Source organism: Nonlabens sp. YIK11 (assembly GCF_001413925.1).
Lineage (GTDB): Bacteria > Bacteroidota > Bacteroidia > Flavobacteriales > Flavobacteriaceae > Nonlabens.
The window spans coordinates 2,610,317-2,635,117 of record NZ_LBMJ01000001.1 but is presented as its reverse complement, the minus strand read 5'-3'; the positions used below and the strand labels follow the sequence as shown (position 1 = coordinate 2,635,117).

Sequence of the window (24,801 nt, the reverse complement as noted above, 5' to 3'; positions counted from 1 at the left end):
AAGCAGCGTATATATATGCCTTAACTCTTTCTGAATAGTGTTTGTTGTATGGATCTTGCACTTTGTGAAGATAAAAAAACCACCCGATTAAGAGTGGTTTTATTTCCATCTGATAAAGCTCGTGGCGGCTAGGTGAATAACCCGAGGGCAATCGCTGATAATAATCCTAGTTCATAACATAGGCACGTAACTTAAGGCATTACGATTGAGATATCTAGTATTCAGCCAAGTCCTTCACCCTTTGGGTGATGACGGTTTTAATTATTGAAAATACCCAAGATATTTTTCTGATTCCTTTTCTAACCATTTAACAACAAGATCAAAATTTGCTTTAGTCAATTTACTAGCACCCAAATTTTCTGACTCAAAAATTGAATAAGAACCATCTTTATTTAATACAGAGCATCTAATAGCTGGAATTGTTTTTTGTTCTTGATTTTTATTTTGGCAATTCTCAAAAAGCTTGAAAAAAGCAGAAGATGTTCTTTCAAAATTAGAACTATCAACTTTAGAGAATGCTTGTGTGTCAACAATTGTCATAATTATATTTGTTTTTTAAGTTCGTTTAATATTTGTTCAATTGTATTAAACGGATTCAAACCTTCGGATTTATCAAGTAGATCATTTAATCTTCTTTTTAATTCTTTTTTCTTTACATTAGAATTATGCCAAGATTTTAAAGTTATGGCAAATATGGTGATACAAAGTATTCCATTAACCGATAAAAATATTATTCTAAATAATTCACTTTCCATCCTACTAATTTAATCAATTCCAGGCATTTATAATCTGTTTTACCTATCTATTTTATAAAATAACCGACAATCAAAAATAACACCTACATTGCAAATCGATTGCAAATAAACTTTTTAATCTCTTGAAACACCAATAAAATCAATATACTACTTACCGCTTTGGGAGCAGGAGGTCGCAGGTTCGAATCCTGCCACCCCGACGACGATCTGTAAGGATCGCATCATAAGCCCATCAAACCCTGTTTGATGGGCTTTTTGATTTATCCGTTTTTAGAAGACGTGCTTAAATCCTGACTTTCACATAAGAGGCTACTTCATGTAATTCTGCATTTTTTAGTGAATTGTAAAATGTGGTGGTTAAAGTTCGCTTTCGCGAAAGCGAACTGTTTTAAATATTGTTGTCTAGGCTAAATCATCGCAGCTATGTGAAACCTTTCTTTAGAACCCTAAATTTATTTGCTCAAATTCCTAAATTGCAGGGAAACCAACGATATGGAACAGAACCTGCACTCATTGCGGAAATCTTATGAAAAGGACGCGCTCCTTGAAGATCATCTTGCTAAAAATCCGTTTGAGGTATTTTCAAATTGGTTCCAGGATGCAGAAAATGATAAAGGTGTTGAAGAGGCAAATGCTATGGCAATTTCAACTATAGGTCAAGATGGTTTCCCAAAAACACGTATCGTCCTGTTAAAGGAAATAGAGGATGATACTTTTATTTTTTATACCAACTATACATCAGAAAAAGCGGTTTCCATATCAGAGAATCCACAAATTAGCATTCATTTCTTCTGGCCTAGTCTCGAACGACAGGTCATCATTAAGGCGATAGCGAGCAAGACGTCTCGAGAAAAGTCTGCTTCCTATTTTGATTCTCGACCTCGTGGTAGTCAGCTAGGCGCATGGGCAAGTCATCAAAGCGACCCGATAGCATCACGGGAAGCTTTAGAAAAACAATTGGAAGAGGTCGAGAAGCGATTTGAAGGTCAAGAAGTACCACTACCTGAGTTTTGGGGTGGTTTTCAATGTGCACCGGTATCTTTTGAGTTTTGGCAAGGACGCCCCAATCGATTACATGATCGCATCTTATTTGAAAAATCAAATGATGGCTGGAATATTAAAAGACTACAACCCTAATGAAGAAATTGATCCTAGTTAGACACGGTAAATCCAGTTGGGAATTTGATGTGCGAGATCACGATCGACCTTTGATTCAAAAGGGAATCGACGACGCGCACTCCATAGGACGTGCACTTAAAGAAATTCATACGCTACCCGATTTAATTTTATCCAGCACGGCTGCCCGAGCCCTGCAAACAGCCACGATACTTACTGAGTATATCGATTATGAGCTCAAAAAGCTTAAGATCACTAGGAAATTATATACGTTCAATTGGAAGGAACAACTTGAGGTGATCAAAAATTTAAGTGGTGATGTGGATAGCTGCATGATCGTTTCCCACAATCACGGACTTACCGAGCTAGCAGGTATCCTAGGGTCTGAATATTTTTCTAATGTTCCTACTACCGGTGTCGTGATGATTGAGTTTTCCACACAAGAATGGAGTAAAATCGAGAAAGGAAACACCACGTTTCATTTATTTCCCAAAAACATCTGATGATTAACGAATACTATAATAGAGAATTAAGTTGGCTCAAGTTCAATGCGCGAGTACTACAAGAGGCAAATGATCCAACCGTACCATTGATTGAAAGATTGCGTTTTCTGGGTATATTTTCAAATAACCTAGATGAGTTTTTTAAGGTACGATATGCCACTATTCAAAGAATTTATCGTGCAGGTAAAAATGCGACCAAATCATTAGGAGGAATATCTGCTGGAGAATTGCTTAATGAGATCAATGAGGCTGTAATTAAAGATCAGACCTTGAGTTTCCAGATTCTAAATGATCTTGAGCAGGAATTGAGTAAAGAGAACATCGTCATCGTAGATGAGCAAGAAATCCTTAAGGAACATGAAGATTTTATCAGGCAGTATTTCAATGAAAAGGTAAGTCCAGCCTTAGGAGTCATCATGATTGATGAGACTACCGCATTCCCGCCATTACAAGATGGAATGGGTTATCTGGCCGTGAGAATGACCTTTTCCAAAGGCAAAATTAAACACGCCTTAATTGAAAAGCCCAAACATCTCAATAGGTTTGTAGTGTTGCCAGATCTTAAGGATGGTAAGCAATACATTATTCTTATCGATGATTTGATAAGGCATCGCATGCACTATCTATTTAGCATTTTTGATTATCAAGACATTCAGGCCCACATGATCAAGGTCACACTGGATGCAGAGCTTGACATGGACTTGGACCTGAAGAAGAGCTTGCTGGAAAAAATTAGAGATAGTGTTTACGATCGTAAAGATGGTGACCCAGTACGATTTGTTTTTGATCGTGAGATCCATCCGGAGACCATCGACTTGATCATGAGCAAGCTGGATATTGATGATACCGACTCGATTATCCCTAGTGGACGTTATCATAACAGGCGAGATTATTTGAAGTTTCCGAGCTTGGGCAGGCAAGATTTACTATATGAAAAACAAGTAGCGCTTCCCATAAAAGGTATTGATATCAAAGGCTCGCTTTTAAAGCGTATTGCCCAAAAGGACATCCTTCAATACGCTCCATATCATACATTTGCAAACACCACAAAGTTTTTGCGTGAGGCGGCGCTGGACCCACAAGTAGAAGAAATAAAAATCACTATTTATCGACTTGCAGAGGTTTCCCAGATCGCTGGATCACTTGTCAACGCTGCAAAGAATGGGAAATCAGTGACGGTTTCCATCGAGTTGCAGGCGAGATTTGATGAACAGGCCAATATCAATTATGCAGAGCTGATGCAGGAAGAAGGTATCAAGATGATTTTTGGTGTTCCTGGCTTGAAAGTACACTGCAAGGCCTGTATGATTACCAGACGGGAAAGTCAGAAATTGAAACGCTATGGATTTATAAGTACGGGTAATTTCAATGAGGCGACCGCTGGAATTTATACGGATTACACCTTATTCACGGCAGATCGTAGAATTTTGAAGGAAGTAGAACGTGTTTTTGAATTTTTTGAAGTCAATTACAAGCAGCACAAATACAAACACTTATTAGTTAGTCCTAATTTCCTCAGGCCTGGAATAGAACGATTGGTTCGTCGTGAGATCGCTTTCGCGAAAGCGGGAAAACCTGCAAAAATCAGATTGAAACTCAATTCGTTCTCAGATTACAACATGATTGATTTATTCTATGAGGCGTCGAAAGCTGGTGTGATCATAGAATTGATCGTACGTGGTATTTGTTGTTTGATACCAGGCGTCAAAGGAATGAGCGAAAACATTACTGCGATCAGTATTGTAGATCGTTATCTGGAGCATCCACGCGTATATTATTTTCATAATAACGGCGATCCATCGGTATACATTTCAAGTGCAGATTTTATGCAACGCAATCTGGATAGTCGTGTGGAGATTGCATGTCCCATATATGATGAGGACATCAAAAAGGAAATCCTTGAAACCCTCGATATTTGCTGGAATGACAATGTCAAGGCACGAGTGCTTGATGAAACGCAGTCTAATGATTATGTCAAAAATGACAAGCCAGCATTGAGGTCTCAATATGCGACTTATGAATATTATAAAGCCAAAAACCAAAGCTAATGGGATTTAAGATAGAGAAATATGGAGCGATAGATATAGGTTCCAATGCTATACGACTGTTGATCGCCACGGTAAATGTTTTTGACGATCTCGCTCCAGTGTTTAAAAAAACTAGTTTGGTACGAGTGCCCATACGTTTGGGTCAGGACGTTTTTATTAAAGGTGAGATATCAGAGTACAACCAAAAGCGCATGGTTAAAACCATGAAAGCCTATCAACATTTGATGGACGTTCACGAAGTTTTGGACTATAAAGCCTATGCAACCAGTGCGATGCGTGATGCGGTTAATGGCAAGGAAGTTTCTCGCAAAATCAAAAAAGAAGCAGGCATAGATATAGAGATCATTGATGGGTCGCATGAGGCGGCGATCATCGCGATGACAGATCTGCACAGCATCATAGATCAAGAGAAAGTATATCTATATGTTGATGTTGGTGGTGGTAGTACAGAGTTTACCTTGTTCGCTAATGGTAATGCCGTCGAGTCAAGATCTTTCAAAATAGGTACCGTACGATTGCTCAATGATATGGTCAAAAGTTCTCTGTGGACCGAGGCAGAAAATTGGGTCAAGGAAGTTTGCGCACCCTATAATCGCATAGAATTAATTGGTTCTGGTGGTAACATCAACAACATCTTTAAGAACAGCGGCAAGGCATATGGCAAGCCATTATCCTATTTCTATCTGACCAGTTATTATGAAAAGCTGCAAAGCTATACCTATGAAGAACGCATTTATCATCTTGCTCTCAATCAGGATAGGGCAGACGTAATCATACCTGCTTGTCGCATCTATTTGAGATCCATGAAGTGGAGTGAGGCAAAGAACATACACGTTCCAAAAATTGGGCTTACCGATGGTATTATTAAATCCATATATAATTCCAAAATGCAAAACGCATCAGGATAGGCTTTTTTGGTTACTTTTAATCTTAATTTAAAGATCACATTTTTTAAAAATATAATAATGAAACATATACTACTCTTAGCGCTTATAGCTTCTTTTTCAATGACTTCTATCGCTCAAATACGCAACGAAACTTCTTATGGAGTACGTTTGGGCGCGAACTATTCAGACCTCGAAACTGACCTTTTTGAAGATGCAGAAAATAGAATTGCACCTTCTGTGACCTTTTTTGCCGAAATTCCTTTAGGGAATACCTTTTCCATAGTTCCTGAATTGGGATTCAATGCCTTAGGTGTGAAAGAAGAAAGTGTAACGGCTCCAGATGGTAATGAAGTTAATTTCAAGTCCAACTGGCTCAACACAGGCGTTTTGGTTCAAGCTAATATCACTAGATTTCTTTACTTAAATGTTGGCCCTAAGGCTGCTGTTAATGTATCAGAGAATGATGACAACGATTACTATGATTACGATCTTATGGGCGTGGGCGGTATAGGCGTGAGAATCACCAACGGTTTGAGCATTGATGCGAGATATGGCTATGGATTCAAGAATATTTACAGCAGCAATCTTGAGGCTCAAGGCTACGACGCAGAGAATCGCTTCTACCAGTTGACCCTTTCTTACAGGATGTAATTAGAGTTCGCTTTCGCGAAAGCGAATATTCATAAAGCCGCATCCTAGGATTGCGGCTTTTTTATTTATTATAGGATTCTTTGCAACAATCTGTAATTTTTAAAACTCTAGGTTGAACGTCCTGCGTAAAAGGTCTACCGCAGGATTCTTCTCGACCAATATGTTGAACTTGTCTTGATCTGTATAGATATATTTTTTGGTCACAGTTTTGTCAACATCTATCTCAAAATCAATGAGATAGTTTTGAAGTTCTCTTTTCAGGAATTCCAGAATTTGACCTTTCTCTTTCTCAAGATCCTCTTTCATAGAGGCATTGGGAAATTTGAGATGAATGGTAGTTCCCTTCAATTTAGGTTGGTCGATACCTAAAATACTGGAAAGAATAAAATCGCCTCTTTCCTTCAAATGATCGGCATATTTATTCCAAACCATGGTAAGCTCCTCTTGAGAGAAATTCTTTTCGGGTAATTTATCTGTAGAGGCCGTTGCGTCCTTTTGATTCTCCAGCATTTCCTTTTTGCGCTCCATTCCCTGTATGGAAAGTGTGCTTACACGTTTCTGTCCCTTTTGCAGCAACGCCTTGCGTTTCTCTTCTAGCGAACTTTGATCAGAAGAGCTCTTGTTATTAGTGGATGCCTGAGTTTCCTGCGAGACAGTATGCTCAGCTGAAGTTGATGGGTTTTTAATTACAGAATCATCTTCCACTTCTTGAGAAGTATCTATAGAGGCTTCTGTCTCTGTACTCGTTTGGACCGCAGCTGGTGATGTTGCGTTAACTTGATTGATAGATGCGGCAGCAGGTTCTGATACTACAGCGTTTTCAAAGGTTTTAGCCGGTAGTATGTAGGTTAAAGGCTTTTTTTTTTCACCAGATTCTGGAAGTAGGATAGAAGCGAGCTGCATTAAACACAACTCTACCAATAGGCGTTGGTTGCGACTGTTGCGATATTTTAGATCTGCATTGTTGGTGATTTCAATCGCAGTCTTCAAGAATTCCAGGTCTGTTTTTCTGGACTGTTCCAGATATTTCTTTTTGGTGGATTCTCCCAGTTCCAGTAAGACGATCGTACGCTCATCTTTACACACCATTAAATCTCTAAAATGAGATGCCAGACCACTTAAAAAATGTTGCCCATCAAATCCTTTAACCATGATTTGATCATAGTCTATCAATAATTGTGGTATATTATTCTCCAGGATAAGCGAGGTCATGCTGAAGTACGTATCACGATCCAAGACATTCAAATTCTCGGTAACGGCCTGTATCGTCAAATCTTTCCCTGAAAAACTAACGACCCTATCAAAAATCGATAAAGAATCCCTAAGAGCGCCATCTGCTTTTTGCGCAATGATCTGCAAGGCTTCCTCATCGGCATCAATTCCTTCCTTAAAGGCAATACGCTTCAAATGCTCACGCATATCACTCACGGTAATGCGCTTAAAATCAAATATTTGACAACGTGATAAAATCGTCGGTATGATCTTGTGCTTTTCAGTCGTTGCCAGAATAAAAATGGCGTGAGCTGGTGGCTCTTCCAGCGTTTTCAAAAAAGCATTAAACGCTGCAGAGGAGAGCATGTGCACCTCATCAATAATATAAATCTTATACTTTCCTACCTGTGGCGGTATACGCACTTGCGCGATGAGTTCTCTAATGCCGTCCACACTGTTGTTGGAAGCAGCATCCAGTTCAAAAATATTGAAGGCAAAATCTTCATTAGCATCATAATCCACATTATGCTGATTGATCTTTTTTGCCAGGATACGCGCACAGGTCGTTTTACCTACACCACGAGGTCCCGTAAACAGTAGAGCTTGAGCCAGGTGATTGCTTTCAATCGCATTCTCCAAAGTTTTGGTAATGGCAGATTGTCCCACGACGTCCTCAAAGGTTTCGGGTCTATATTTTCTGGCAGATACTATGAACGGTTCCATGCGTTTCAAAGATAAAATGATGCGCCGCTACGACCTTCATTACGGCCTGTTGTTTTTGCCTAAATTATTAACATGCGAGCGATTAATCGGTTAGTTTTGCAGCAGCAGGCCGCTCTATCGTCTCAACTTTTGTTGAGGAGGAAAGTCCGGACACCATAGGATATCATAGCGGCTAACGGCCGTCGTCCCGATAGCTATCGGGATAGGACCAGTGCAACAGAAAGTATGTACAGGTAATGCTGTAGTGAAACCAGGTAAACTCTATGTGGTGAAATGTCGCGTAAATCAGAGCTTGAGCGCGATCCGTGCGATTCTGAAGGGTAGGCAGTTAGAGGTCGTGAGCAATTGCGACCCTAGATAAATGATAGAGGTTCCCGTTTGTGCGGGATCACAGAATCCGGCTTATAGGCCTGCTTTTTTATTCCACATTTTCAATTTGCGTTGCAAATTGTGTTTATGGATTTTCAAATCCAAAATTCCAAAGTCAAGTTCCAAATCGCAAAATTCAAATCCCAAAATTATTGTCATTCTGAACTCGTTTCAGAATCTGCCGGCCACTTGTTTGATAGTTATTAAGTGCTAAACGGAACGATGTTAAGGAAGGGCTAGTAGCAAATTACGCTTTCGCGAAAGCGTTACCTCTTAAAAAAACTAAAAACCGTGCCGCCATATCTGCGGGCATTGTCAAAAGAAGGATGCGCACTTAGATCGGTATGTTTGGAATGCTCGATGATGAGGATTCCGTCTTCGGTAAGTATGTGATTTTCAGAGACAAAATCTGCTATCTTGAGAAAATCGGTAGATTCCAGTGCATAAGGTGGATCTGCAAAGATGATATCGTATTTAATGCTGTGATTTTCTAGGAATTTAAAGACATCTGCCTTGATCGTATCTATGGGCAAATCCAGCTCTGCAGCTGTTTTTTTAATGAAAGCGATGCAGGGAAAGTGTTTGTCTACGGCAAGTACACTGCCAGCGCCGCGACTTGCAAACTCATAGGACATATTCCCACTACCGGCAAAAAGCTCCAACACTTTGATATCACTAATGTGAATGAGATTGCGCAGGATGTTGAAAAGAGCTTCCTTGGCCATGTCTGTCGTGGGACGAACGGGCAGGTTTTTGGGAGCTTGAATACGGCGACCCTTATGAATGCCTGATATTATGCGCATATGATGTTGTTGAGATAGCTTTGATAATCCTCTATGAACGCTACATTTCTAACGTAGGTATAGAGTAAATCAAATAGCTGAGCATCTTGTTGCTCTTGAATTATGGTAAGTGGAATGGTTTCTGGATCTAGCTTATTTTGTTCCAAAGCAAACAAGGTATAGTAAAGTATATCTTCAATTTGCTCATATGGGAATATATTATGAGCTACTAAATGGTTCTTGTCTATGGCTGTAACGTAAAAATGCGACGGCATGATCTCTAGATAGATGCCGCTGGACATTCTTGAAATAACCTCCAAGGATCTCGTGGCATAATGATAATAAGCATGATCACCATAGGTGTCAAAAAAGTAATTGCTAATGTTGGAATAGGCAATGTATACCAATTGCGACCCTAAATTATCCACAGGTTCATCGATGCTAATCGTGTCTGTTTGTAACAACTTGGTGTTGTACTTCAAATAGTCTGCAGCGTGTTCTTCTTCAAATAAGGCTGCTGGTACCGCCGCATATATATTGTGATGATAAATGAGCGTCACCTCTTTGAACTCGTCCTCTAATAACGCTTCTTTTTCAAAGCTTTCTTGAATCGCTTCTAGTAATTCAATAGGATTTGCTGGGTATTTAAAACTCTTGTGTACTGCTTCTTGAACGGTCGCTGAGTTATGGGTATAAAAAGAAAGTCCATCCTGATGAATCAGGACGGACAAACTATATAGGTCGTTATTTTTAGTTGCTTCGGCTCGGTGCATATTGTCTAGGCCAGTTTCCACTTGTGGTCACCTCACTAAGGCTTCCTACTTTAATGGTTGGTCCATCAATAGCTTCTACTGCTTTTACTTCAAGTTCTGCTTTTACCAGACGTTCTGGTTGATCAAAAAGAATATCTTCTTTAGACGCTTTTGCTTCAAAAACGCTCAAGACATTCTCTCCATCAATAAAGGTATCGGTCGCAAGTTCAATTTTTCCTGGAGCACCTTCAATTGGGTAATCCAAAAGTGATCTAATATCAACACCACTAAACAAGGAATCTTTAACTGATTTGAAACCTAAGGTATCAACGATGGTTATTTCCTTAAGATATCCACCTGATCCTGATAGACCATAGCGTCTGTTTTTCTCTTCATCAACAACACTGCTATCACGCTTTTGTATCAATGCAAATTTTGCAGTATCAATGAATCTAGCAAGGGCATCAATATCATCAGTGTACTTACCTACAATTGTTTTATGGGCAGATTCTGCATCACGTAAGGTGATCAATTGAGCCACTACATCTTTATAGCGTTCTTCTTTTACTGCTTCAAATCTTACCGGTTCTGCGATGGATTGATACAACTTGTACGCAAAGAATCCTATAAGCGCAAGTAGCACTAGGATGATGACAATGTGAAGTTTGCGTGGGATTTTGTTTATAAATATCGCAAGTAGTACCAGCACTATAATACCTATTACTACCGACAAGATTAAATTGAACATAAGATGGGATGTTTATTAGCTTAATTTCAAAGCAAACAAATCTACAATTTTTTTTGTCTCGTCCTAATGAGCCGCCATATTTTTGAGTTAAGTTTATCCTCTACCTTTCCACACAATTTTAATGACTCCGCAAGATTTCTTCAAGATTTTAAAACTCGATTTTCCTTTTGAACCTACATTCCAACAGGAAAGAGCACTGGAAGAACTCTCACAATTCATTTTAAGTCCAGAGAAAGACCAGATCTTCATGTTAAGAGGTTATGCGGGAACTGGTAAGACCACCATCATAAGCAGTCTGGTGAAAAGTCTGTGGAAGGCTAAAAAAAGTCCTGTACTGCTCGCGCCTACCGGTCGAGCTGCTAAGGTCATAAGTAGCTATTCTAACAAACAAGCTGCCACGATACACCGTGAAATTTATTATCCCAAAGGTCAAGGGTCTGGCAACGTGCAGTTCACGCTCAAAGTGAATAAGCATCGCAATGCCTTATTTATAGTGGATGAAGCCTCTATGATTCCAGATGTGGTGGCAGAGAATAAAATGTTTGGCGGTAATGGATCCCTATTGGATGATCTTATAGAATATGTATACAATGGTTTTAAGTGTAAACTCATTATAATAGGAGACACTGCACAGTTGCCGCCGGTAAAGCTTAATATTTCGCCAGCGCTCGATGCCCAGTTGATCGAACAGCGGTATTTAAAGACTGTGATCGATATGGAGCTGGACGAGGTCAAACGTCAAACGGAAGGTTCTGGGATACTATATAATGCCACACAAATTAGGGAACACATTGAGGTAGACGATCCTAGTTTCAAATTCAATACGTTGCCTTTTCAAGATATCGAACGCCTTATTGACGGTCATGAGATCATGGAAACCGTTATGAATGCTTATGATAATCAAGGTCATGAAGAGACGGCTATCATTGTTCGATCCAATAAAAGGGCCAATTTATATAACCAGCAAATTAGGTCGCGTATTCTCTTTCGCGAAAGCGAACTAGCATCAGGTGATTACCTCATGGTGGTCAAGAACAATTATCACTGGCTGGATATCACAAGCGACGCAGGGTTCATCGCCAACGGTGACATCATTGAGGTGCTGGAGATTTTCAATTTTAAGGAGATCTACAGTTTCAAGTTTGCTAATGTTAAGGTACGCATGGTGGATTATCCCAATGCCAAACCTTTTGAAACCACTTTACTGCTGGATACCTTGACATCAGAATCACCATCGCTTACCTATGAGCAAAGCAACAGCCTTTATCAAGAAGTACGCATGGATTATCTCAAACTACCCAAATGGAAGCAATACAAGGAGATCAAGGCCAATCCTTATTTTAACGCGTTGCAGGTCAAGTTTTCCTATGCGATTACCTGTCATAAATCCCAGGGTGGTCAATGGGAAAATGTGATCGTAGAACAACCGTATTTGCCAGATGGACCCAGCAAGGAATACTTGCGCTGGCTGTATACGGCAGTCACTCGAGCCAAAACAAATTTGTATCTTATCGGCTTTAAAAATGAAAACTTTATAGAATAACCATGCTCGAGATCATCATAAGCGTCTGTCTGGGAATTGGCCTATCTGCAAGTGCAGGTTTTAGGGTTTTTGTGCCTCTATTGCTGTTGAGTATTGCTGGTTATTTTGAATGGATACTGCTCAATGAAGACTGGCAATGGGCTGGCAGCCTTACCGCCATCATTGTTCTTGCCGTCGCATCCATCATTGAACTGGGCGCTTATTTTATACCTTATGTAGACAACCTATTGGACACCATATCCATACCGCTGGCAACCGTCGCTGGAACACTGGTGATGTTCACGGTTTTGGGCGATGTAGATCCCATTTACAGCTGGACGCTGGCTATCATTGCCGGTGGCGGTACGGCAGCCACAATTGCGACAAGTACCAGTGCCGCGAGAGCCACCAGCACTACCGTAACTGCTGGAGTTGCAAATCCCATCATAAGTTTTCTTGAAGCTGTTTTTTCAACCTTGCTAAGCATATTGTCAATTTTAGCGCCGATTATAGCTGTGGTTGTAGTGATTTTGACGTTTTTTGGGATACGTAAATTGTATCGTAAAATCTTTAGAAAGAGTTCGCTTTCGCGAAAGCGAGATACCTTTAAACCTATTGAAAAATCATGAGCTTCTTCAAAAGAAAAACAAAATGGCAATGGTCAGAAAGTGATGAAGTCCTTGAGTTGAAAGATGATAATCTCTTCTACCTTTTATGGATGCCGCTGTTGATATTCATACCAGCGATAATAAGTTTTGCAATCCATTGGCAACATGGAGAAATGGTTGAGACCATTTTAAGCGGTACGGTAGCTGTTCCTAGTTTAATTGTCATGATGGTATGGCTCAAAACAACCTCAGTAAGAAATGTAATTTCTATGGACGATGTGGATCGTGCGGTAATTAAAAATGAGATGTTATGTATGGTGAGTCTAAAGCTTACTAATGGACGCTACCGTCAGGTATCTTTCAATACCGAGTCTACTTGCACAGCTTTTCTAGATCTTTTGAGAAAGCATCATATTGAAATAGAAAAACGTACTCCATACTGGTCCTTACCCTTAAATTATTAGAATGCTTAAAAAAATTGCCATTATCCCAGCTAGGCTGGAATCCCAACGCTTACCTAAAAAATTATTACTGGATCTGGGCGGCGCTCCAGTTATTGTAAGAACTTATGAAGCCGTAAAAAAAACCAACTTGTTTGATGAAGTTCTCGTGGCGACAGATAGTAATGATATCTATCAAACTGTATTGCAATACGATGGTAAAGCAGTGATGAGCCACAAAGAACATGATTGTGGAAGCAATCGCATCGCGGAAGCTGTCGAGGATCTAGATTATGACATCGTGGTCAATGTTCAAGGCGATGAGCCATTTACTAACAAGGTAGATTTACAGAGGTTGTTGCAGGTTTTTGATAATGACCCAAACCAAGAGATCGCATTAGCTTCATTGATGCATTCCCTAAGCGAAGAACGAGATATTGAAAACCCTAACAATGTTAAAGTGATTGTGGATACCTATGGCAATGCCATTTATTTCTCAAGATCACCCATTCCTTTTATAAGAGATGAGACTGCAAATGTAGATGTTTATAAACACGTGGGCATCTATGCTTTTCGTAAGGATGCTTTGATGGAGTTTTACAATTCAAAACCAACACCACTAGAACTCGCTGAAAAAATTGAGGCGATACGTTATCTGGAATATGGTAAAAAGATACGTATGGTGACAACGTCAAATCATACCATAGGTATAGATACTCCTACAGATCTTGAGAAAGCAAGAGTCATCTGGGACAATAATTAGGATCGTCTAATTAGATGCTAATACCTACGGGAAGCATCTCCTTGTAGTCATTGCGGTGCTTGCGCACAAAACCTGCAATCTTGGGATGAGTAGGTACAACCTTTAATTTCTTATTGTCTCTAATGTCAGCAAAAACGGCTTTTAGAAAGTTTTCCCTAAATTCTACGCTGTCTTCGAGAGTTTCTGGAATAATGAGTTTGGTTAGAAAAATTTTACGTTCTTGTTGAGCGTATTCAATTTTTGCCATGCCTGCATCCTGCTGGCATTCGTATTGACGCAAGAATGCGTTGTCTGTAACTTCGATCATATTGGTTTCCATATTCATTCTTTAAACTCTTTCTAATAAAAAGGCACAGTAACATGTTTCAAAAAAAGTTCTGAAACGCTTGTGAGAAGAGTAAAAATTGCTTGATTAACTTTGCAAAGATACTTTAAATAGCCCATTAATACTCTATGACAATCGTTAAAACCTTGATTCTGAAAGATAATCGGCTATGATTCAAGTCTACCTAATGCCTGGAATGGCGGCTTCACCGCTCATTTTTGAGAATATTTCTTTACCACAGGAGCACTTCGAGGTACACTTAATGGATTGGCTCATCCCAGAGCCTAAAGAACCTCTAACTAGCTATTGTCAAAGACTTTTAAAGCAGGTGAAACATGACAATCCTGTTCTTATTGGAGTGTCTTTTGGCGGTGTGATTGTCCAAGAAATGGCTAAGCTTATCCAAGTAAAGAAGCTCATTATTATTTCAAGTGTCAAGAGTCATCATGAATTCCCTAGGCGTATGAGACTGGCCAGAAGTACTGGCTTGCACAAGCTGCTGCCTACCAGTCTTATGGGCAACTTTGACCAGCTGTCTAAATATGGCATGTCCATCGCACCTAAAAAAATGGAACTGTACAAGCGTTACCTCAATATCAGCGATCCACAATATCTGGATTGGGCGCTGGAAACCATCATCAAATGGCAGCAAGAACAGCCCATGGAAGGAATAATTCACATTCATGGAAGTGCAGATCCTGTTTTCCCTTTAAAGTACATCAAAAACTGTGTTACCGTTGATGGTGGCTCGCATGTGATGATCATCAATAGGTTTCGTTGGTTTAATGAAAACCTGCCACAAATCATCAGGGAAACCTAGCGTTCATTCCGCTGTTTCTGTTACCTTTAGGCAAAAAATTTAGGATGAGAAAAATTGTCATCGGTTTTACAATAGCTGTGCTATCTATTGTGACCATAGGCGCCATTCAAATGGCAGATAATGCGACAGATATAGAAGCAAAATATAAGGATCCGTCCACCACATTAGTGCCTGGATACCAGATCCACTCGTTGCCCATGCCAGAAAACTTGACCTTTGCTGGCGAGTTGGTACCACTTACAGATCCAGATATACAAGAGCGTTTTGACAACGAGTTGTTGTCCAATGTTTATTTCCAGTCCAACGCGATCAAGCTGATCAAGAAATCAAAGAAGTATTTCCCCATTATCGAACCTATCTTGAAAGAGAATGGGATTCCAGACGATTTTAAATATCTGGCCGTTGCAGAAAGTGCCTTGACCAATGCTGTCTCGCCTGCTGGAGCAAAAGGTTTCTGGCAATTGATGCCAGCCACTGCTCGTGAACTGGGCATGGAAGTCAATGACAATGTTGATGAGCGCTATGACATGGAAAAGTCGACCATTGCGGCGACACAGTATTTGAAGGACAGTAAGAAAAACTTTGGTACCTGGACATTAGCGGCAGCTGCGTATAATGCTGGTAATGCAGGTGTGAATAGAGAGCAAAACCGTCAGGAAGCCGAAGAGTATTATGACTTGCTTCTCAATCAAGAGACCGCTAGATACGTTTTCCGTATACTGGCGCTTAAAACCATTCTTGAAAATCCAGAGAGCTACGGTTTCAATGTCGATCCAGAGCATTATTATACGAACGTGCCCGTCAAGAAGATTAAAGTTGATTATGAGATTGATGATTTAGTCGCTTTCGCGAAAGCGAATAACATCACCTACAAAGTGCTCAAATTGCACAATCCATGGTTGCGTGAGACCAAGCTCAACAACAAGTCCAGAAAAACATACTACATTTCTATTCCTGAAGAAGGTTATTACAAGTAGATAGGTATGGGTTGGTTCCTTACAAACTGGTTTTTAACCGCGCTCATCATCAATTACATCGTCGCACTAAGTGCGGCATTTTTCTTGATACGCAATAATCAGAACCCACGTAAGACCTTATCTTCATTACTTTTCCTCATCGCCTTTCCTTTTGTGGGACTGGCCATTTACTATTTCTTTGGGCTCGAATACCGTAAATCAAAAATCTTTAAACGCAAGGATCTTAATTCCCACCATCTGGTAGAGAAATGGAATGACCGTTTGTTCATGCACGATTCTAAACTGGAAGAATACGAGGCCAGTTTTCTAGAAGACCGTGTCAAAATGGTGCGGTTGCTAAGGCACAATCAAAAATCACCGCTCACACTGCGCAACGACTTGCAGGTATTGTATAATGGAGAGAATACTTTTGAAGCGATTTTCAAGGCTATAAAAGAAGCAAAAGACCACATACATCTGGAATACTTCATTTTTAATGATGACAATATCGGTAATCAATTTATCGACCATCTGGTAGATGCGGCGCAACGTGGTATTGAGGTAAAACTGATTTACGATTCAGTTGGTAGTGATCTTTCCAGAGCTGCCAAAAAAAGAATGACCGAAGCTGGAATCGTTCACCATGCCTTCATGCCAGTCATCTTTTCGCGATTCACCAGAAAGGCTAATTACCGCAATCACCGTAAGATTTGTATCGTGGATGGACACATAGGATTCTTGGGTGGTGTGAATGTAAGTGACGAGTACGTCAACACACCAGATCGGGATCCTTTGGACTACTGGCGCGATACGCATCTGCGTATAGAAGGTCACGCGGTAAAAAGCATGCAAGCCCAATGGTTGCTGAATTGGTTTTTTGTTTGTGATGGAGAATATCACGAGGCAGATGATGAGATTAAGGAAACTTACTTTCCAGAAATTGATGAGAAGGAAAACAAAGCGGTACAAATTGCTGCCAGTGGTCCAGACACTGACTGGGCAAATATTATGGAAGCCATCTTTGCAGGAATCAATAGCGCCGAAGAATCCATACGCATCACGACACCCTATTTTATTCCCAACGAGGCCATTCTTATCGCCTTGAAAAGTGCCGCTAGATCTGGAATCAATGTAGAGATCATGCTGCCTAGAATAGGAGACAGTTGGGCAGCACGCTACGCTTCCAGATCCTACTTTGAAGAAATCATGGAAAGCGGTATCAAGATTCATTGGTATTGTAAAGGAATGCTGCATGCAAAAACCATGGTGGTAGACAACAAGTTTTTGACAATAGGTACCTGTAATATGGATTACCGTAGCTTTGATATTAATTTTGAGATCAATGCCCTTATTTTTGATGCAGAAACAGCAAAAAGTCTGGACCAGAAATTTGATGAAGATTTGAAAGACTGCCAGACGTTGGACCTAGAAAAGTGGTTGGAGCGTTCCAAAACCTATAAATTCAAAGAGTCTTTTTGTAGATTGTGGGCACCATTGTTATAATATGAAATTAGGCAAGATGACGTTAGAGATAATATTACTGCTATTGCTTTTAGGCTTGATAGCTGGGTTTTTAAGCGGTAGTGTAGGAGTAGGCGGTGGCGTTGTAATGGTACCACTGGCGATCTGGTTTTTAGGATATGACCAGTACCAGGCTCAAGGTATGAGTCTAGCGGTACTCGCTGTTCCAGTTACCTTTATTGCTGCTTATACTTATCACAGTAGCGGTCATTATCTGGACTGGCGTTACGCCTTGATCATAGCCGTTGCCTTTGTTGTAGGCGGTTATTTTGGATCAAAAATTGCAATTAATCTCAATCAGCAGGTGCTTAAAAAGATCTTCGGATTTGTACTTCTGTTAGTAGCCATTAAAATGATTTTCTTTTCAAGCGCCAAAGCTTGATCCTAAACCTTAAAATAAAAACTATGAAAATGAACCGAATTCTTTTACTTCTTCTTTGTTGCGCAATGAGTGTGACCTTGAATGCACAAATAGAATCACCACAGCCCAGCCCTAGTGCCATGGTTGTTCAAACCGTAGGTTTGACAGATGTGACCCTGGAATACTCTAGACCAGCCATGAGAGATCGCGCGATCTTTGGTAGTCTGGTACCTTACGATCAATTATGGAGAACAGGTGCTAATGAGAATACTGTAGTAACCTTCTCTGACGATGTCACCGTTGGTGGCGCTAAACTAGCGGCGGGAAGCTATGCATTATACAGCAAGCCGGGAAAAGACCAATGGGAAATTATTTTCTATGCCAATACAGACAATTGGGGTACGCCTCAAGATTGGGATGAGAACCTTGTGGCTGCTAGTGTTATGGCAACTCCAGTAAAAACAGCTAACAAGCAGGAAAACTTCACCATTGAAATCAACAACTTGACCATGAATGGTGCAGATCTTGAGATCAAATGGGATCAAACTATGGTAAGCGTTCCTATGGTCGTTCCAACTGATGAGAAGACCTTGCAAAGCATCAATCGTATCATGTCTGGCCCATCCGCTGGTGACTATTACAGTGCAGCAACCTTTTATATGGAAAGCGGTAAGGACATGAATCAGGCCTATGAGTGGATCAACAAGGCGGTTGAGAAAAACCCAAATGCCTACTGGATGTGGAGAAGCAAGTCCTTGATGGAGGCTCAAATGGGTAATAAGGACAAGGCTATCGCCAGTGCCAAGAAATCGTTGGAGCTTGCTGCTGCCGCACCTAATCCAGATTATGTAAGATTGAACAAGATCTCTCTGGAAGAATGGGGCGTGAAGATGTAAGAATATAAGTTTCGCTTTCGCGAAAGCGAACTCATCAAAAAGCCGTTTCTCAAAAGGAAGCGGCTTTTTAATGCGATAAACCTTAGTTAAAGCCCATTGCAGGAGTACTTTCCAATCTTATTTTTATACAAAACAATTAGATTATGAAATTTTCAAGAAAAGCAGAAGCACAGTGGCAAGGAACCGGTAAAGAAGGTAAAGGCCACATATCGACAGACAGTAAAGTAATGGTGGATGTGCCATACTCGTTTGGGACAAGATTTGAAGGCGAGCAAAAAGGTACCAACCCAGAAGAATTATTGGGAGCAGCACATGCAGGTTGTTATACCATGCAGTTAAGTTTTTTACTTAATGAAGAAGGTTTTACCGCGACCAAACTACACACTAACGCAAAAGTACATTTTGAAGATGGCGAAATCACGACTGTAGATCTCGATCTTACAGGTGAGGTTCCAGAAATAAGCGCTGATAAATTTGAAGAAATTGCCAACAAGGCAAAAGAAGTTTGTCCAGTATCCAAGCTATTCAAAGCAAAAGTAAACTTGACTTCAAAGTTGAAATAAACCCATTCTTTTAGAGAATTAAAAATCCGTTACGGTACTGCCATAACGGATTTTTTATGGATTAATTTTAAAAACTACTTGTCTTCTAGAATCGGTTTTGGTTTAAGGGAACTATCACTCCAGCCGGTTTGGATGATCAGTGCTAGTGCTATGGTAAGCAAGGCTCCTAAAGGATTCAACCATAAGAATGGTAGGATCTCTATGCCGTTATCTGCTAGGTCAACAAGGTAGCAAGCTACAACCACAGCTTCAGAAATTAGTGCAGCGATGAAAATCGCTCTTCCCTTGATTTGCTTGAAGTAAAAGGCTACCAGGAATATTCCAAGAATGGTTCCATAAAATAGGGATCCAATGATGTTTACCAATTGGATCAAATTATCAAACAGCGATACTATGCTGGCAAAGGTGATCGCGATAATTCCCCATAACAAGGTGAACCACTTACTTGCCGTTACAAAGTGATCGTCATCCTTGCCGGCGCCTTTAAAACGCTTGTAGATATCAATGGTTGTGGTGGATGATAATGCGTTCAATTCTGATGCTGTAGAAGACATCGCCGCACTGATGATGACTGCTAACAAGAGACCGATAAGCCCTTTGGGCAAATGATTGAGAATAAAATTGATGAAGACAAAATCCTTATCGTTGGTTTCTGCGCTAGGGTCTGCTTTGGTAATAAGTTCGCGGGCTTTTTCCCTGTTGAGTTCTTCGGTGTTTCTAAGGTCTTTTAATTCGTTGCTTAAAAGATTGGACTCTGCAGATGTGCCATTTTCCAAGAGTTTTCCATAAACGATCTGTTTCTCTTGCTTTTCTTGAAGAATACTGGTGTGCGCCTGTTGCAATTCTATGTAATCGCTGGCATATTCACTTTCTAGAACGGCTTTTTCGGCGGCTGGATTGAAGTTAAGTGGTGTAGAATTGAATTGGTAAAACACAAAAACCATCACACCTACCATCAGGATAAAGAATTGCATTGGGACTTTAAGCAAACCATTAAATAGCAAACCTATGCGCATTTGCTTCACCGACTTGCCAGATAAATACCGCTGCACTTGTGACTGATCAGTTCCAAAATAACTAAGCATCAAAAAACTCGCACCGAATAATGCCGTCCACACATTATACCGATCGTCCAAAGAGAAATCAAAATCGAGTATTTTCATTTTGTCCGCATTGCCAGCCATCGTCAAAGCATTGTCAAAAGAAACGCTGTCTGGAAGTTGAGTTACAATCAGCACAAATGCCGTGACCATTCCAGCCATGATGACAATCATTTGTTGTTTTTGGGTAACGTTGACGGCTTTGGTACCACCAGAAACCGTGTATATGATTACCAAAATCCCTATCACAATGTTGAGGTATTTCAGTTCCCAGTTCAATACCGCACTTAAGATGATAGCTGGCGCATAGATGGTGATTCCTGCTGCAAGTCCACGCTGGATTAAAAATAGGATGGAAGCCAGTGACCTGGTCTTGACATCAAACCGCTTTTCCAAAAACTCATAAGCCGTGTACACCTTAAGCTTGTGATAAATGGGAATGAAAGTGACGCAAATAATGATGACGGCAATGGGCAGTCCAAAGTAAAACTGGACAAACTCCATCCCATCAGTATAGGCTTGTCCTGGAGTACTTAAAAAAGTAATGGCGCTGGCTTGTGTTGCCATCACAGATAAGCCTACCGTCCACCAGCGCGCGTCGCCGCCTTTGATATACTGCTCGCTGGTCTGTTTACCACGCGTTTTATAAACACCATAAAGCACGATAAATGCTAGGGTAGAGGCAAGTATGAACCAGTCCACCATAGACAGTTCACCCAGATTTCCTGAAAACCAATCAGCTATTCCCATAAACCGAGCTTAGAATGTAGAATGCCACGGCAAACATCAGGTTAGCGAAGATCACCAGCACGTACAAACGGTTCCACTTTTTAGAACTTTTGATCTTGTTTTGTTTCAAGGTTAGGTCTGTTTTTACTCAAACTAATCATGTTTGCCAGCAATTTGTAAGCACCAGCAACGCCAGCAGGCAATTCTCTAAAAAGGCTTAAACCGGTGTAGACTACATGGCCGTCACCATAAGGTGCGACCAGCAAACTTCCTTTAGTTTGGGACTCGCCTTTATCATTCATGCCTAGGATGGGCTCAAACGCTGGATCCCAGTTTTCTGGGAAATATAGTCCACGTTCTTGAACCCAACCTTCAAAATCTTGTTGCGTGATTTTATTAGGTGTGTTCAGGACTTTGTTTTCTGGATGTAGGAAGGTTACAGCTGCATTCTCGTCGGTAACTCGCTTTCGCGAAAGCGATATCTCCAACGGTCCCAATGCATCACTAGGAATACCGCGATCTGTGTTATACTGCATGACCAGCGTACCGCCGTTTTTAACGAAGGTATCCAGTCTGTTTTGAAGATTTGCCATGGCTTCTGGCTCCACGTTGAAGGCTCTGATTCCCACGACCACGGCATCGTATTTACTCAAATCAGATGGGACCTCGCCAGGCTCAAATTTAAACACCTTGCTGCCTATGGCTTCAATAGCCGTGGCAACATCATCGCCGGCTCCGTTGATGTAGGCAACGGTTTGCGCAAGATTGGAAAGTCCAGGATTGACCAGTTTTGCGGTCGCTGGTCGCACCAGTTGCTGGTCTGGAATGTGGTTGTAATCAATGTTGATGACCTCTTGATCATATTTTTTATTGCCAGATGTGGCATAAATGATCATTTCACCTTCGGCAGAATCGTTAGGTGATGTGATCATAAACGAATAGGACATGGACTCACCTTTGGATAGCGAAAATGGCTTTTGCTTCACCATGGGTTGGATCCAACCTGCTGGAATATCGGCAAAGAGTGCGATGTTGGAAACGTCCTTATAGGCTTTCACGGTGACCGTTACATTTTTTCTCTCGTCGTTGCTAAAAATGTACACAGGATTCTCAACAGAAATAGCAATTTCTGGTACTATATGGAAAGGTTCATAAATCTCGCCACGTACACGGTCTGTGGTTTTGTATATGACAGGTAAAGACATCTCAATTTTCTGATCGCCAAACGTCAAAATTACTGGAACCTGAAAAGCTGCCGTTGCTTCAGGGATTCCTATCATGTTGGGATCGTCCACCACATACATGCCTAAGCTTCCTTCTTTTTCTAAATAGTAAGGACTTGTAGGTGCTTGATCGCTAGGGATATTTAGAGTTCCTTCTACCGTGATGGAAGTATTGTTAGAGATAGAACCAGCGGCTTTTTCAAAAGAAATCGCTGCATTATTGTTGATCTGGTAATTCAATTTATCTATGGCTCGGTTCGCAAGTTCCAGATTCAATTTGATGGTCTCGCCAGACGTGGCATAAGGTTGTGTCACGTAAGCTTTGGCATACAGACCAATTAGTTCTTTTATGATCTTGTCAACCTCGCCTAATTTGACATTTTTCCAATAACCGGCTGATAACGAACTAATTTCTTTGCGCAATGCGAGCAGATCCTCTAGACTTGATGCTGGATTTTTGAAGTCATAGTTGGACAGGACGGTTTCCCATTGCGACTGTACTTTTTTACCGCCATCTACTCTGGTCCAGGTGGTGTTGATACCAGAAAACGGATCGGTTTTGTCGGTAGGAAAAGATCCTTCCAGAAACTCCAGATATTCGGTGGAAGAGCCTCTTGATCCCGATGATCCAAACCCTTGAGATTGATGGCGGCTTCGGCTCAATGCGGCGATCTCGCCTACAGAGTAGCCGGTCGAACTGAAATAATCGCCGTTATCTATTTGTAGAAGATTTGTTTTGTCCGCTTTCGCGAAAGCGTCCTCACTACCATAAAACCACCAGCTGGTGTTGAAGAACAAACGCTCTGGTTTCCAGGTGTCGACGTATTTTAATTGTGCAGGAAAGGCATTTTTATCGCTCACCATATTGAAAGCTTCGACACTTAGAATGGCGCTGCTGGTATGATGGCCATGCGTGGTGCCAGCAGTTCTATGATCAAATCTATTGATAATGATGTCTGGTTGAAATTTACGTATCACCCGAACCACGTCTGACAGAACCTCATTCTTATTCCAGATATCCAGTGTTTCTTCAGGATCCTTAGAATACCCAAAGTCATTTGCGCGTGTGAAAAATTGCTCGCCGCCATCGACGTTTCTGGCTTCCAGCAGTTCTTGCGTCCTGATCATTCCCAATTGTTCCCTCAACTCTGGACCTATTAAATTTTGACCACCATCGCCTCGGGTTAATGATAAATAGGCCGTGCGCGCCATTTTTTCATTGTCCAGCCAGGCGATCAAACGGGTATTTTCATCATCCGGATGTGCCGCAATAAATAAGGCAGATCCTAAAAATCCTAACTTTTCAATATGGTGGTAGATTTCTGAACTGCTTACTGGCGCATCGCCCAGTCTGTTTTCTTGTGCCACTGTGCCTGCCACAAATAAAAACGCAAGTAATAGATTAAGAACGTGTTTTTTCATAGATCGTGAAGATAGAATTTATAGGATTAAATTCTAAATCAATGGTTCACATTCTAGCGTAAGTATTTTCAAGTAAAAGGAGTCAAAGGCAATCGATAAAAGATTACAATTACTTAATGGGAATGTTGCGGTGTTTACCGCTCAAAATGAGATACAAACCATAGCACATTACTCCAAATGCTACCGTTCCCATAATGAATGCGCCATAGGTGGCACTTATAAATGCAAAGGCAGCATCTGCTCCTTCAGGTAAATTTTGAAGATCGTAGTAAGCAGACCTGGCAAGAACATAGGCAAATATCCCAAAAACTATCCCACGACTGAACCTGCCAAATCTACCTAAAAGTAATAGGTACTTATATTGCTTGGGACTCAACTCTTCTGGATTGATCATTTTGTCCATCATTACAGAAAACGAAATCCACCATTCATTCACCGCACTTATGGCAAGTCCCAAAGCAATCATGTAAACCACAATCTTCCCTATGACTGATTGCAATACCATAATCTTCAACTCAGAATCTCCAGAATCGTTCTTGCCTAAAAGAATAGTGATACAGGTCAAGAGCAGGAGACAATATCCTAATCCGTTGATGAGGTAGGCAGCTCTGCGGTATTTGGGTTTGCCGTTGGAACCATCGTAATCGTTGCGGTTGAAAGTGAGGTAGAATCTGGAAAAAATATAACCCGATAAACCAATAATGATAATCAGCAGTAAAAACCAGCCAAATTCCAACCTATAGACCCATTCAATGATCTCTTTTTCGTTTTTTAGGGCATAATTGAGGTTGAGTGCTGTAATAAGCGCCATCACACCTATTAAAAAGAAAACCAATCCTTTAGTGGCAATACCAAATCTGGAAAAACGTCTTGAATTTTTCAATGTTGAGTAGTGGAGTTACTTGAAGCTTAAGAAGGTTCAAGTTACTCAATCTACTGCTATATCAAGAGCTATCGACGGAAAGTTCGGTAGAACTTAACAAATCGAGAATGCCAATTTGAAAAA

General features: G+C 40.7%; 25 protein-coding genes and 1 other RNA gene. 16 read left to right on the top strand and 10 right to left on the bottom strand.

Going from position 1 to position 24,801, the window contains the following annotated elements; translation table 11 throughout:
* Positions 1–261: 261 nt before the first annotated feature.
* Both AAU57_RS11900 and AAU57_RS11895 read right to left on the bottom strand, forming a co-directional pair.
* The gene (locus tag AAU57_RS11900; protein WP_055413117.1) at positions 262–540 is read right to left on the bottom strand and encodes a hypothetical protein; all 279 of its coding nucleotides are present in this window, start codon (positions 538–540) and stop codon (positions 262–264) included.
* A gap of 2 nt (positions 541–542) precedes the next feature.
* Positions 543–755, bottom strand: coding sequence for a hypothetical protein (locus tag AAU57_RS11895; protein WP_055413116.1), 213 nt, complete (start codon positions 753–755; stop codon positions 543–545).
* A 492-nt stretch (positions 756–1,247) separates the two neighbouring features.
* On the opposite strand from AAU57_RS11895, the gene pdxH reads away from it, so the two are divergent.
* The 5 genes from pdxH to AAU57_RS11870 are packed head-to-tail and all read left to right on the top strand — an operon-like array spanning position 1,248 to position 5,960.
* Entirely contained in the window at positions 1,248–1,892 is a 645-nt protein-coding gene (pdxH, locus tag AAU57_RS11890; protein WP_055413115.1) for a pyridoxamine 5'-phosphate oxidase, read from the top strand.
* Positions 1,892–2,374 carry a SixA phosphatase family protein gene (locus AAU57_RS11885; protein ID WP_055413114.1) on the top strand — a complete coding sequence of 161 codons (483 nt, stop codon included), beginning with the start codon at positions 1,892–1,894 and terminating at the stop codon, positions 2,372–2,374. Before pdxH ends, AAU57_RS11885 begins: the two co-directional genes overlap by 1 nt.
* Positions 2,374–4,422, top strand: coding sequence for a polyphosphate kinase 1 (gene ppk1, locus AAU57_RS11880; protein ID WP_055413113.1), 2,049 nt, complete (start codon positions 2,374–2,376; stop codon positions 4,420–4,422). The genes AAU57_RS11885 and ppk1 overlap by 1 nt, the downstream gene beginning before the upstream one ends.
* On the top strand, positions 4,422–5,330 hold the full coding sequence (locus AAU57_RS11875; RefSeq protein WP_055413112.1) for a Ppx/GppA phosphatase family protein: 909 nt from the start codon (positions 4,422–4,424) through the stop codon (positions 5,328–5,330). The genes ppk1 and AAU57_RS11875 overlap by 1 nt, the downstream gene beginning before the upstream one ends.
* Before the next feature lie 57 nt (positions 5,331–5,387).
* The gene (locus AAU57_RS11870) at positions 5,388–5,960 is read left to right on the top strand and encodes an outer membrane beta-barrel protein (protein ID WP_082438620.1); all 573 of its coding nucleotides are present in this window, start codon (positions 5,388–5,390) and stop codon (positions 5,958–5,960) included.
* A 99-nt stretch (positions 5,961–6,059) separates the two neighbouring features.
* Here AAU57_RS11870 and AAU57_RS11865 read toward each other — a convergent pair whose 3' ends face one another.
* The gene (locus AAU57_RS11865; protein ID WP_055413110.1) at positions 6,060–7,895 is read right to left on the bottom strand and encodes a DNA polymerase III subunit gamma/tau; all 1,836 of its coding nucleotides are present in this window, start codon (positions 7,893–7,895) and stop codon (positions 6,060–6,062) included.
* Positions 7,896–7,996: 101 nt separating this feature from the next.
* Between AAU57_RS11865 and rnpB the strand changes: the two genes are divergently transcribed.
* Positions 7,997–8,316: RNase P RNA component class A (gene rnpB, locus AAU57_RS14590), an RNA gene on the top strand.
* 214 nt (positions 8,317–8,530) lie between these two features.
* On the opposite strand, the gene rsmD is transcribed toward rnpB, so the two are convergent.
* Genes rsmD through AAU57_RS11850 form a run of 3 tightly spaced genes read right to left on the bottom strand, consistent with a single transcriptional unit; the run spans position 8,531 to position 10,546 of the window.
* On the bottom strand, positions 8,531–9,067 hold the full coding sequence (gene rsmD, locus AAU57_RS11860; protein WP_055413109.1) for a 16S rRNA (guanine(966)-N(2))-methyltransferase RsmD: 537 nt from the start codon (positions 9,065–9,067) through the stop codon (positions 8,531–8,533).
* Entirely contained in the window at positions 9,058–9,819 is a 762-nt protein-coding gene (locus tag AAU57_RS11855; protein ID WP_055413108.1) for a DUF3822 family protein, read from the bottom strand. Before AAU57_RS11855 ends, rsmD begins: the two co-directional genes overlap by 10 nt.
* Entirely contained in the window at positions 9,797–10,546 is a 750-nt protein-coding gene (locus tag AAU57_RS11850; RefSeq protein WP_055413107.1) for a hypothetical protein, read from the bottom strand. Before AAU57_RS11850 ends, AAU57_RS11855 begins: the two co-directional genes overlap by 23 nt.
* Before the next feature lie 121 nt (positions 10,547–10,667).
* Here AAU57_RS11850 and AAU57_RS11845 point away from each other — a divergent pair, with 121 nt between their 5' ends.
* From AAU57_RS11845 to kdsB, 4 genes are read left to right on the top strand one after another with little or no spacing between them, the layout of a single operon-like run.
* Positions 10,668–12,089, top strand: coding sequence for an ATP-dependent RecD-like DNA helicase (locus tag AAU57_RS11845; RefSeq protein ID WP_055413106.1), 1,422 nt, complete (start codon positions 10,668–10,670; stop codon positions 12,087–12,089).
* A gap of 2 nt (positions 12,090–12,091) precedes the next feature.
* A complete protein-coding gene (locus AAU57_RS11840; RefSeq protein WP_055413105.1) occupies positions 12,092–12,697 on the top strand; it encodes a DUF4126 domain-containing protein in 606 nt (201 codons plus the stop codon).
* The gene (locus tag AAU57_RS11835; protein ID WP_055413104.1) at positions 12,694–13,140 is read left to right on the top strand and encodes a hypothetical protein; all 447 of its coding nucleotides are present in this window, start codon (positions 12,694–12,696) and stop codon (positions 13,138–13,140) included. The genes AAU57_RS11840 and AAU57_RS11835 overlap by 4 nt, the downstream gene beginning before the upstream one ends.
* Before the next feature lies 1 nt (position 13,141).
* On the top strand, positions 13,142–13,879 hold the full coding sequence (gene kdsB, locus AAU57_RS11830; RefSeq protein ID WP_055413103.1) for a 3-deoxy-manno-octulosonate cytidylyltransferase: 738 nt from the start codon (positions 13,142–13,144) through the stop codon (positions 13,877–13,879).
* A gap of 10 nt (positions 13,880–13,889) precedes the next feature.
* On the opposite strand, the gene AAU57_RS11825 is transcribed toward kdsB, so the two are convergent.
* Complete coding sequence (locus AAU57_RS11825; RefSeq protein WP_055413767.1) at positions 13,890–14,198, bottom strand: GNAT family N-acetyltransferase; 309 nt, start codon at positions 14,196–14,198, stop codon at positions 13,890–13,892.
* A 175-nt stretch (positions 14,199–14,373) separates the two neighbouring features.
* Between AAU57_RS11825 and AAU57_RS11820 the strand changes: the two genes are divergently transcribed.
* The 6 genes from AAU57_RS11820 (at position 14,374) to AAU57_RS11795 (ending at position 19,321) form a co-directional block, all read left to right on the top strand.
* On the top strand, positions 14,374–15,024 hold the full coding sequence (locus AAU57_RS11820) for an alpha/beta hydrolase (protein ID WP_055413102.1): 651 nt from the start codon (positions 14,374–14,376) through the stop codon (positions 15,022–15,024).
* Positions 15,025–15,068: 44 nt separating this feature from the next.
* Positions 15,069–16,001 carry a lytic transglycosylase domain-containing protein gene (locus tag AAU57_RS11815; RefSeq protein WP_055413101.1) on the top strand — a complete coding sequence of 311 codons (933 nt, stop codon included), beginning with the start codon at positions 15,069–15,071 and terminating at the stop codon, positions 15,999–16,001.
* Between the two features lie 6 nt (positions 16,002–16,007).
* Positions 16,008–17,483: a cardiolipin synthase gene (cls, locus tag AAU57_RS11810; RefSeq protein WP_055413100.1), complete on the top strand. Its 1,476-nt coding sequence runs from the start codon at positions 16,008–16,010 to the stop codon at positions 17,481–17,483.
* A 16-nt stretch (positions 17,484–17,499) separates the two neighbouring features.
* A complete protein-coding gene (locus AAU57_RS11805; protein ID WP_055413766.1) occupies positions 17,500–17,883 on the top strand; it encodes a sulfite exporter TauE/SafE family protein in 384 nt (127 codons plus the stop codon).
* Positions 17,884–17,906: 23 nt separating this feature from the next.
* Positions 17,907–18,758 carry a DUF2911 domain-containing protein gene (locus AAU57_RS11800; RefSeq protein WP_316931656.1) on the top strand — a complete coding sequence of 284 codons (852 nt, stop codon included), beginning with the start codon at positions 17,907–17,909 and terminating at the stop codon, positions 18,756–18,758.
* Between the two features lie 143 nt (positions 18,759–18,901).
* On the top strand, positions 18,902–19,321 hold the full coding sequence (locus tag AAU57_RS11795; RefSeq protein ID WP_055413099.1) for an OsmC family protein: 420 nt from the start codon (positions 18,902–18,904) through the stop codon (positions 19,319–19,321).
* 74 nt (positions 19,322–19,395) lie between these two features.
* On the opposite strand, the gene AAU57_RS11790 is transcribed toward AAU57_RS11795, so the two are convergent.
* The 3 genes from AAU57_RS11790 to AAU57_RS11780 all read right to left on the bottom strand — a co-directional run bounded on the left by AAU57_RS11790 (position 19,396) and on the right by AAU57_RS11780 (position 24,678).
* On the bottom strand, positions 19,396–21,171 hold the full coding sequence (locus tag AAU57_RS11790) for a sodium:solute symporter (RefSeq protein WP_231717814.1): 1,776 nt from the start codon (positions 21,169–21,171) through the stop codon (positions 19,396–19,398).
* 80 nt (positions 21,172–21,251) lie between these two features.
* Positions 21,252–23,795, bottom strand: coding sequence for a PIG-L family deacetylase (locus AAU57_RS11785; RefSeq protein ID WP_055413098.1), 2,544 nt, complete (start codon positions 23,793–23,795; stop codon positions 21,252–21,254).
* 109 nt (positions 23,796–23,904) lie between these two features.
* The gene (locus AAU57_RS11780; RefSeq protein ID WP_055413097.1) at positions 23,905–24,678 is read right to left on the bottom strand and encodes a DUF1206 domain-containing protein; all 774 of its coding nucleotides are present in this window, start codon (positions 24,676–24,678) and stop codon (positions 23,905–23,907) included.
* Positions 24,679–24,801: the final 123 nt, after the last annotated feature.

Coding starts and splice junctions, on each gene's coding strand:
- kdsB (WP_055413103.1), top strand. CDS start 13,142: ATGCTTAAAAAAATTGCCATTATCCCAGCTAGGCTGGAATCCCAACGC.
- AAU57_RS11875 (WP_055413112.1), top strand. CDS start 4,422: ATGGGATTTAAGATAGAGAAATATGGAGCGATAGATATAGGTTCCAAT.
- AAU57_RS11895 (WP_055413116.1), bottom strand. CDS start 755: ATGGAAAGTGAATTATTTAGAATAATATTTTTATCGGTTAATGGAATA.
- AAU57_RS11855 (WP_055413108.1), bottom strand. CDS start 9,819: ATGCACCGAGCCGAAGCAACTAAAAATAACGACCTATATAGTTTGTCC.
- AAU57_RS11820 (WP_055413102.1), top strand. CDS start 14,374: ATGATTCAAGTCTACCTAATGCCTGGAATGGCGGCTTCACCGCTCATT.
- ppk1 (WP_055413113.1), top strand. CDS start 2,374: ATGATTAACGAATACTATAATAGAGAATTAAGTTGGCTCAAGTTCAAT.
- cls (WP_055413100.1), top strand. CDS start 16,008: ATGGGTTGGTTCCTTACAAACTGGTTTTTAACCGCGCTCATCATCAAT.
- AAU57_RS11900 (WP_055413117.1), bottom strand. CDS start 540: ATGACAATTGTTGACACACAAGCATTCTCTAAAGTTGATAGTTCTAAT.
- pdxH (WP_055413115.1), top strand. CDS start 1,248: ATGGAACAGAACCTGCACTCATTGCGGAAATCTTATGAAAAGGACGCG.
- AAU57_RS11800 (WP_316931656.1), top strand. CDS start 17,907: ATGAAAATGAACCGAATTCTTTTACTTCTTCTTTGTTGCGCAATGAGT.
- AAU57_RS11865 (WP_055413110.1), bottom strand. CDS start 7,895: ATGGAACCGTTCATAGTATCTGCCAGAAAATATAGACCCGAAACCTTT.
- AAU57_RS11825 (WP_055413767.1), bottom strand. CDS start 14,198: ATGGAAACCAATATGATCGAAGTTACAGACAACGCATTCTTGCGTCAA.
- AAU57_RS11805 (WP_055413766.1), top strand. CDS start 17,500: ATGACGTTAGAGATAATATTACTGCTATTGCTTTTAGGCTTGATAGCT.
- AAU57_RS11885 (WP_055413114.1), top strand. CDS start 1,892: ATGAAGAAATTGATCCTAGTTAGACACGGTAAATCCAGTTGGGAATTT.
- AAU57_RS11795 (WP_055413099.1), top strand. CDS start 18,902: ATGAAATTTTCAAGAAAAGCAGAAGCACAGTGGCAAGGAACCGGTAAA.
- AAU57_RS11850 (WP_055413107.1), bottom strand. CDS start 10,546: ATGTTCAATTTAATCTTGTCGGTAGTAATAGGTATTATAGTGCTGGTA.
- AAU57_RS11845 (WP_055413106.1), top strand. CDS start 10,668: ATGACTCCGCAAGATTTCTTCAAGATTTTAAAACTCGATTTTCCTTTT.
- AAU57_RS11835 (WP_055413104.1), top strand. CDS start 12,694: ATGAGCTTCTTCAAAAGAAAAACAAAATGGCAATGGTCAGAAAGTGAT.
- AAU57_RS11870 (WP_082438620.1), top strand. CDS start 5,388: ATGAAACATATACTACTCTTAGCGCTTATAGCTTCTTTTTCAATGACT.
- rsmD (WP_055413109.1), bottom strand. CDS start 9,067: ATGCGCATAATATCAGGCATTCATAAGGGTCGCCGTATTCAAGCTCCC.
- AAU57_RS11815 (WP_055413101.1), top strand. CDS start 15,069: ATGAGAAAAATTGTCATCGGTTTTACAATAGCTGTGCTATCTATTGTG.
- AAU57_RS11785 (WP_055413098.1), bottom strand. CDS start 23,795: ATGAAAAAACACGTTCTTAATCTATTACTTGCGTTTTTATTTGTGGCA.
- AAU57_RS11840 (WP_055413105.1), top strand. CDS start 12,092: ATGCTCGAGATCATCATAAGCGTCTGTCTGGGAATTGGCCTATCTGCA.
- AAU57_RS11790 (WP_231717814.1), bottom strand. CDS start 21,171: ATGGGAATAGCTGATTGGTTTTCAGGAAATCTGGGTGAACTGTCTATG.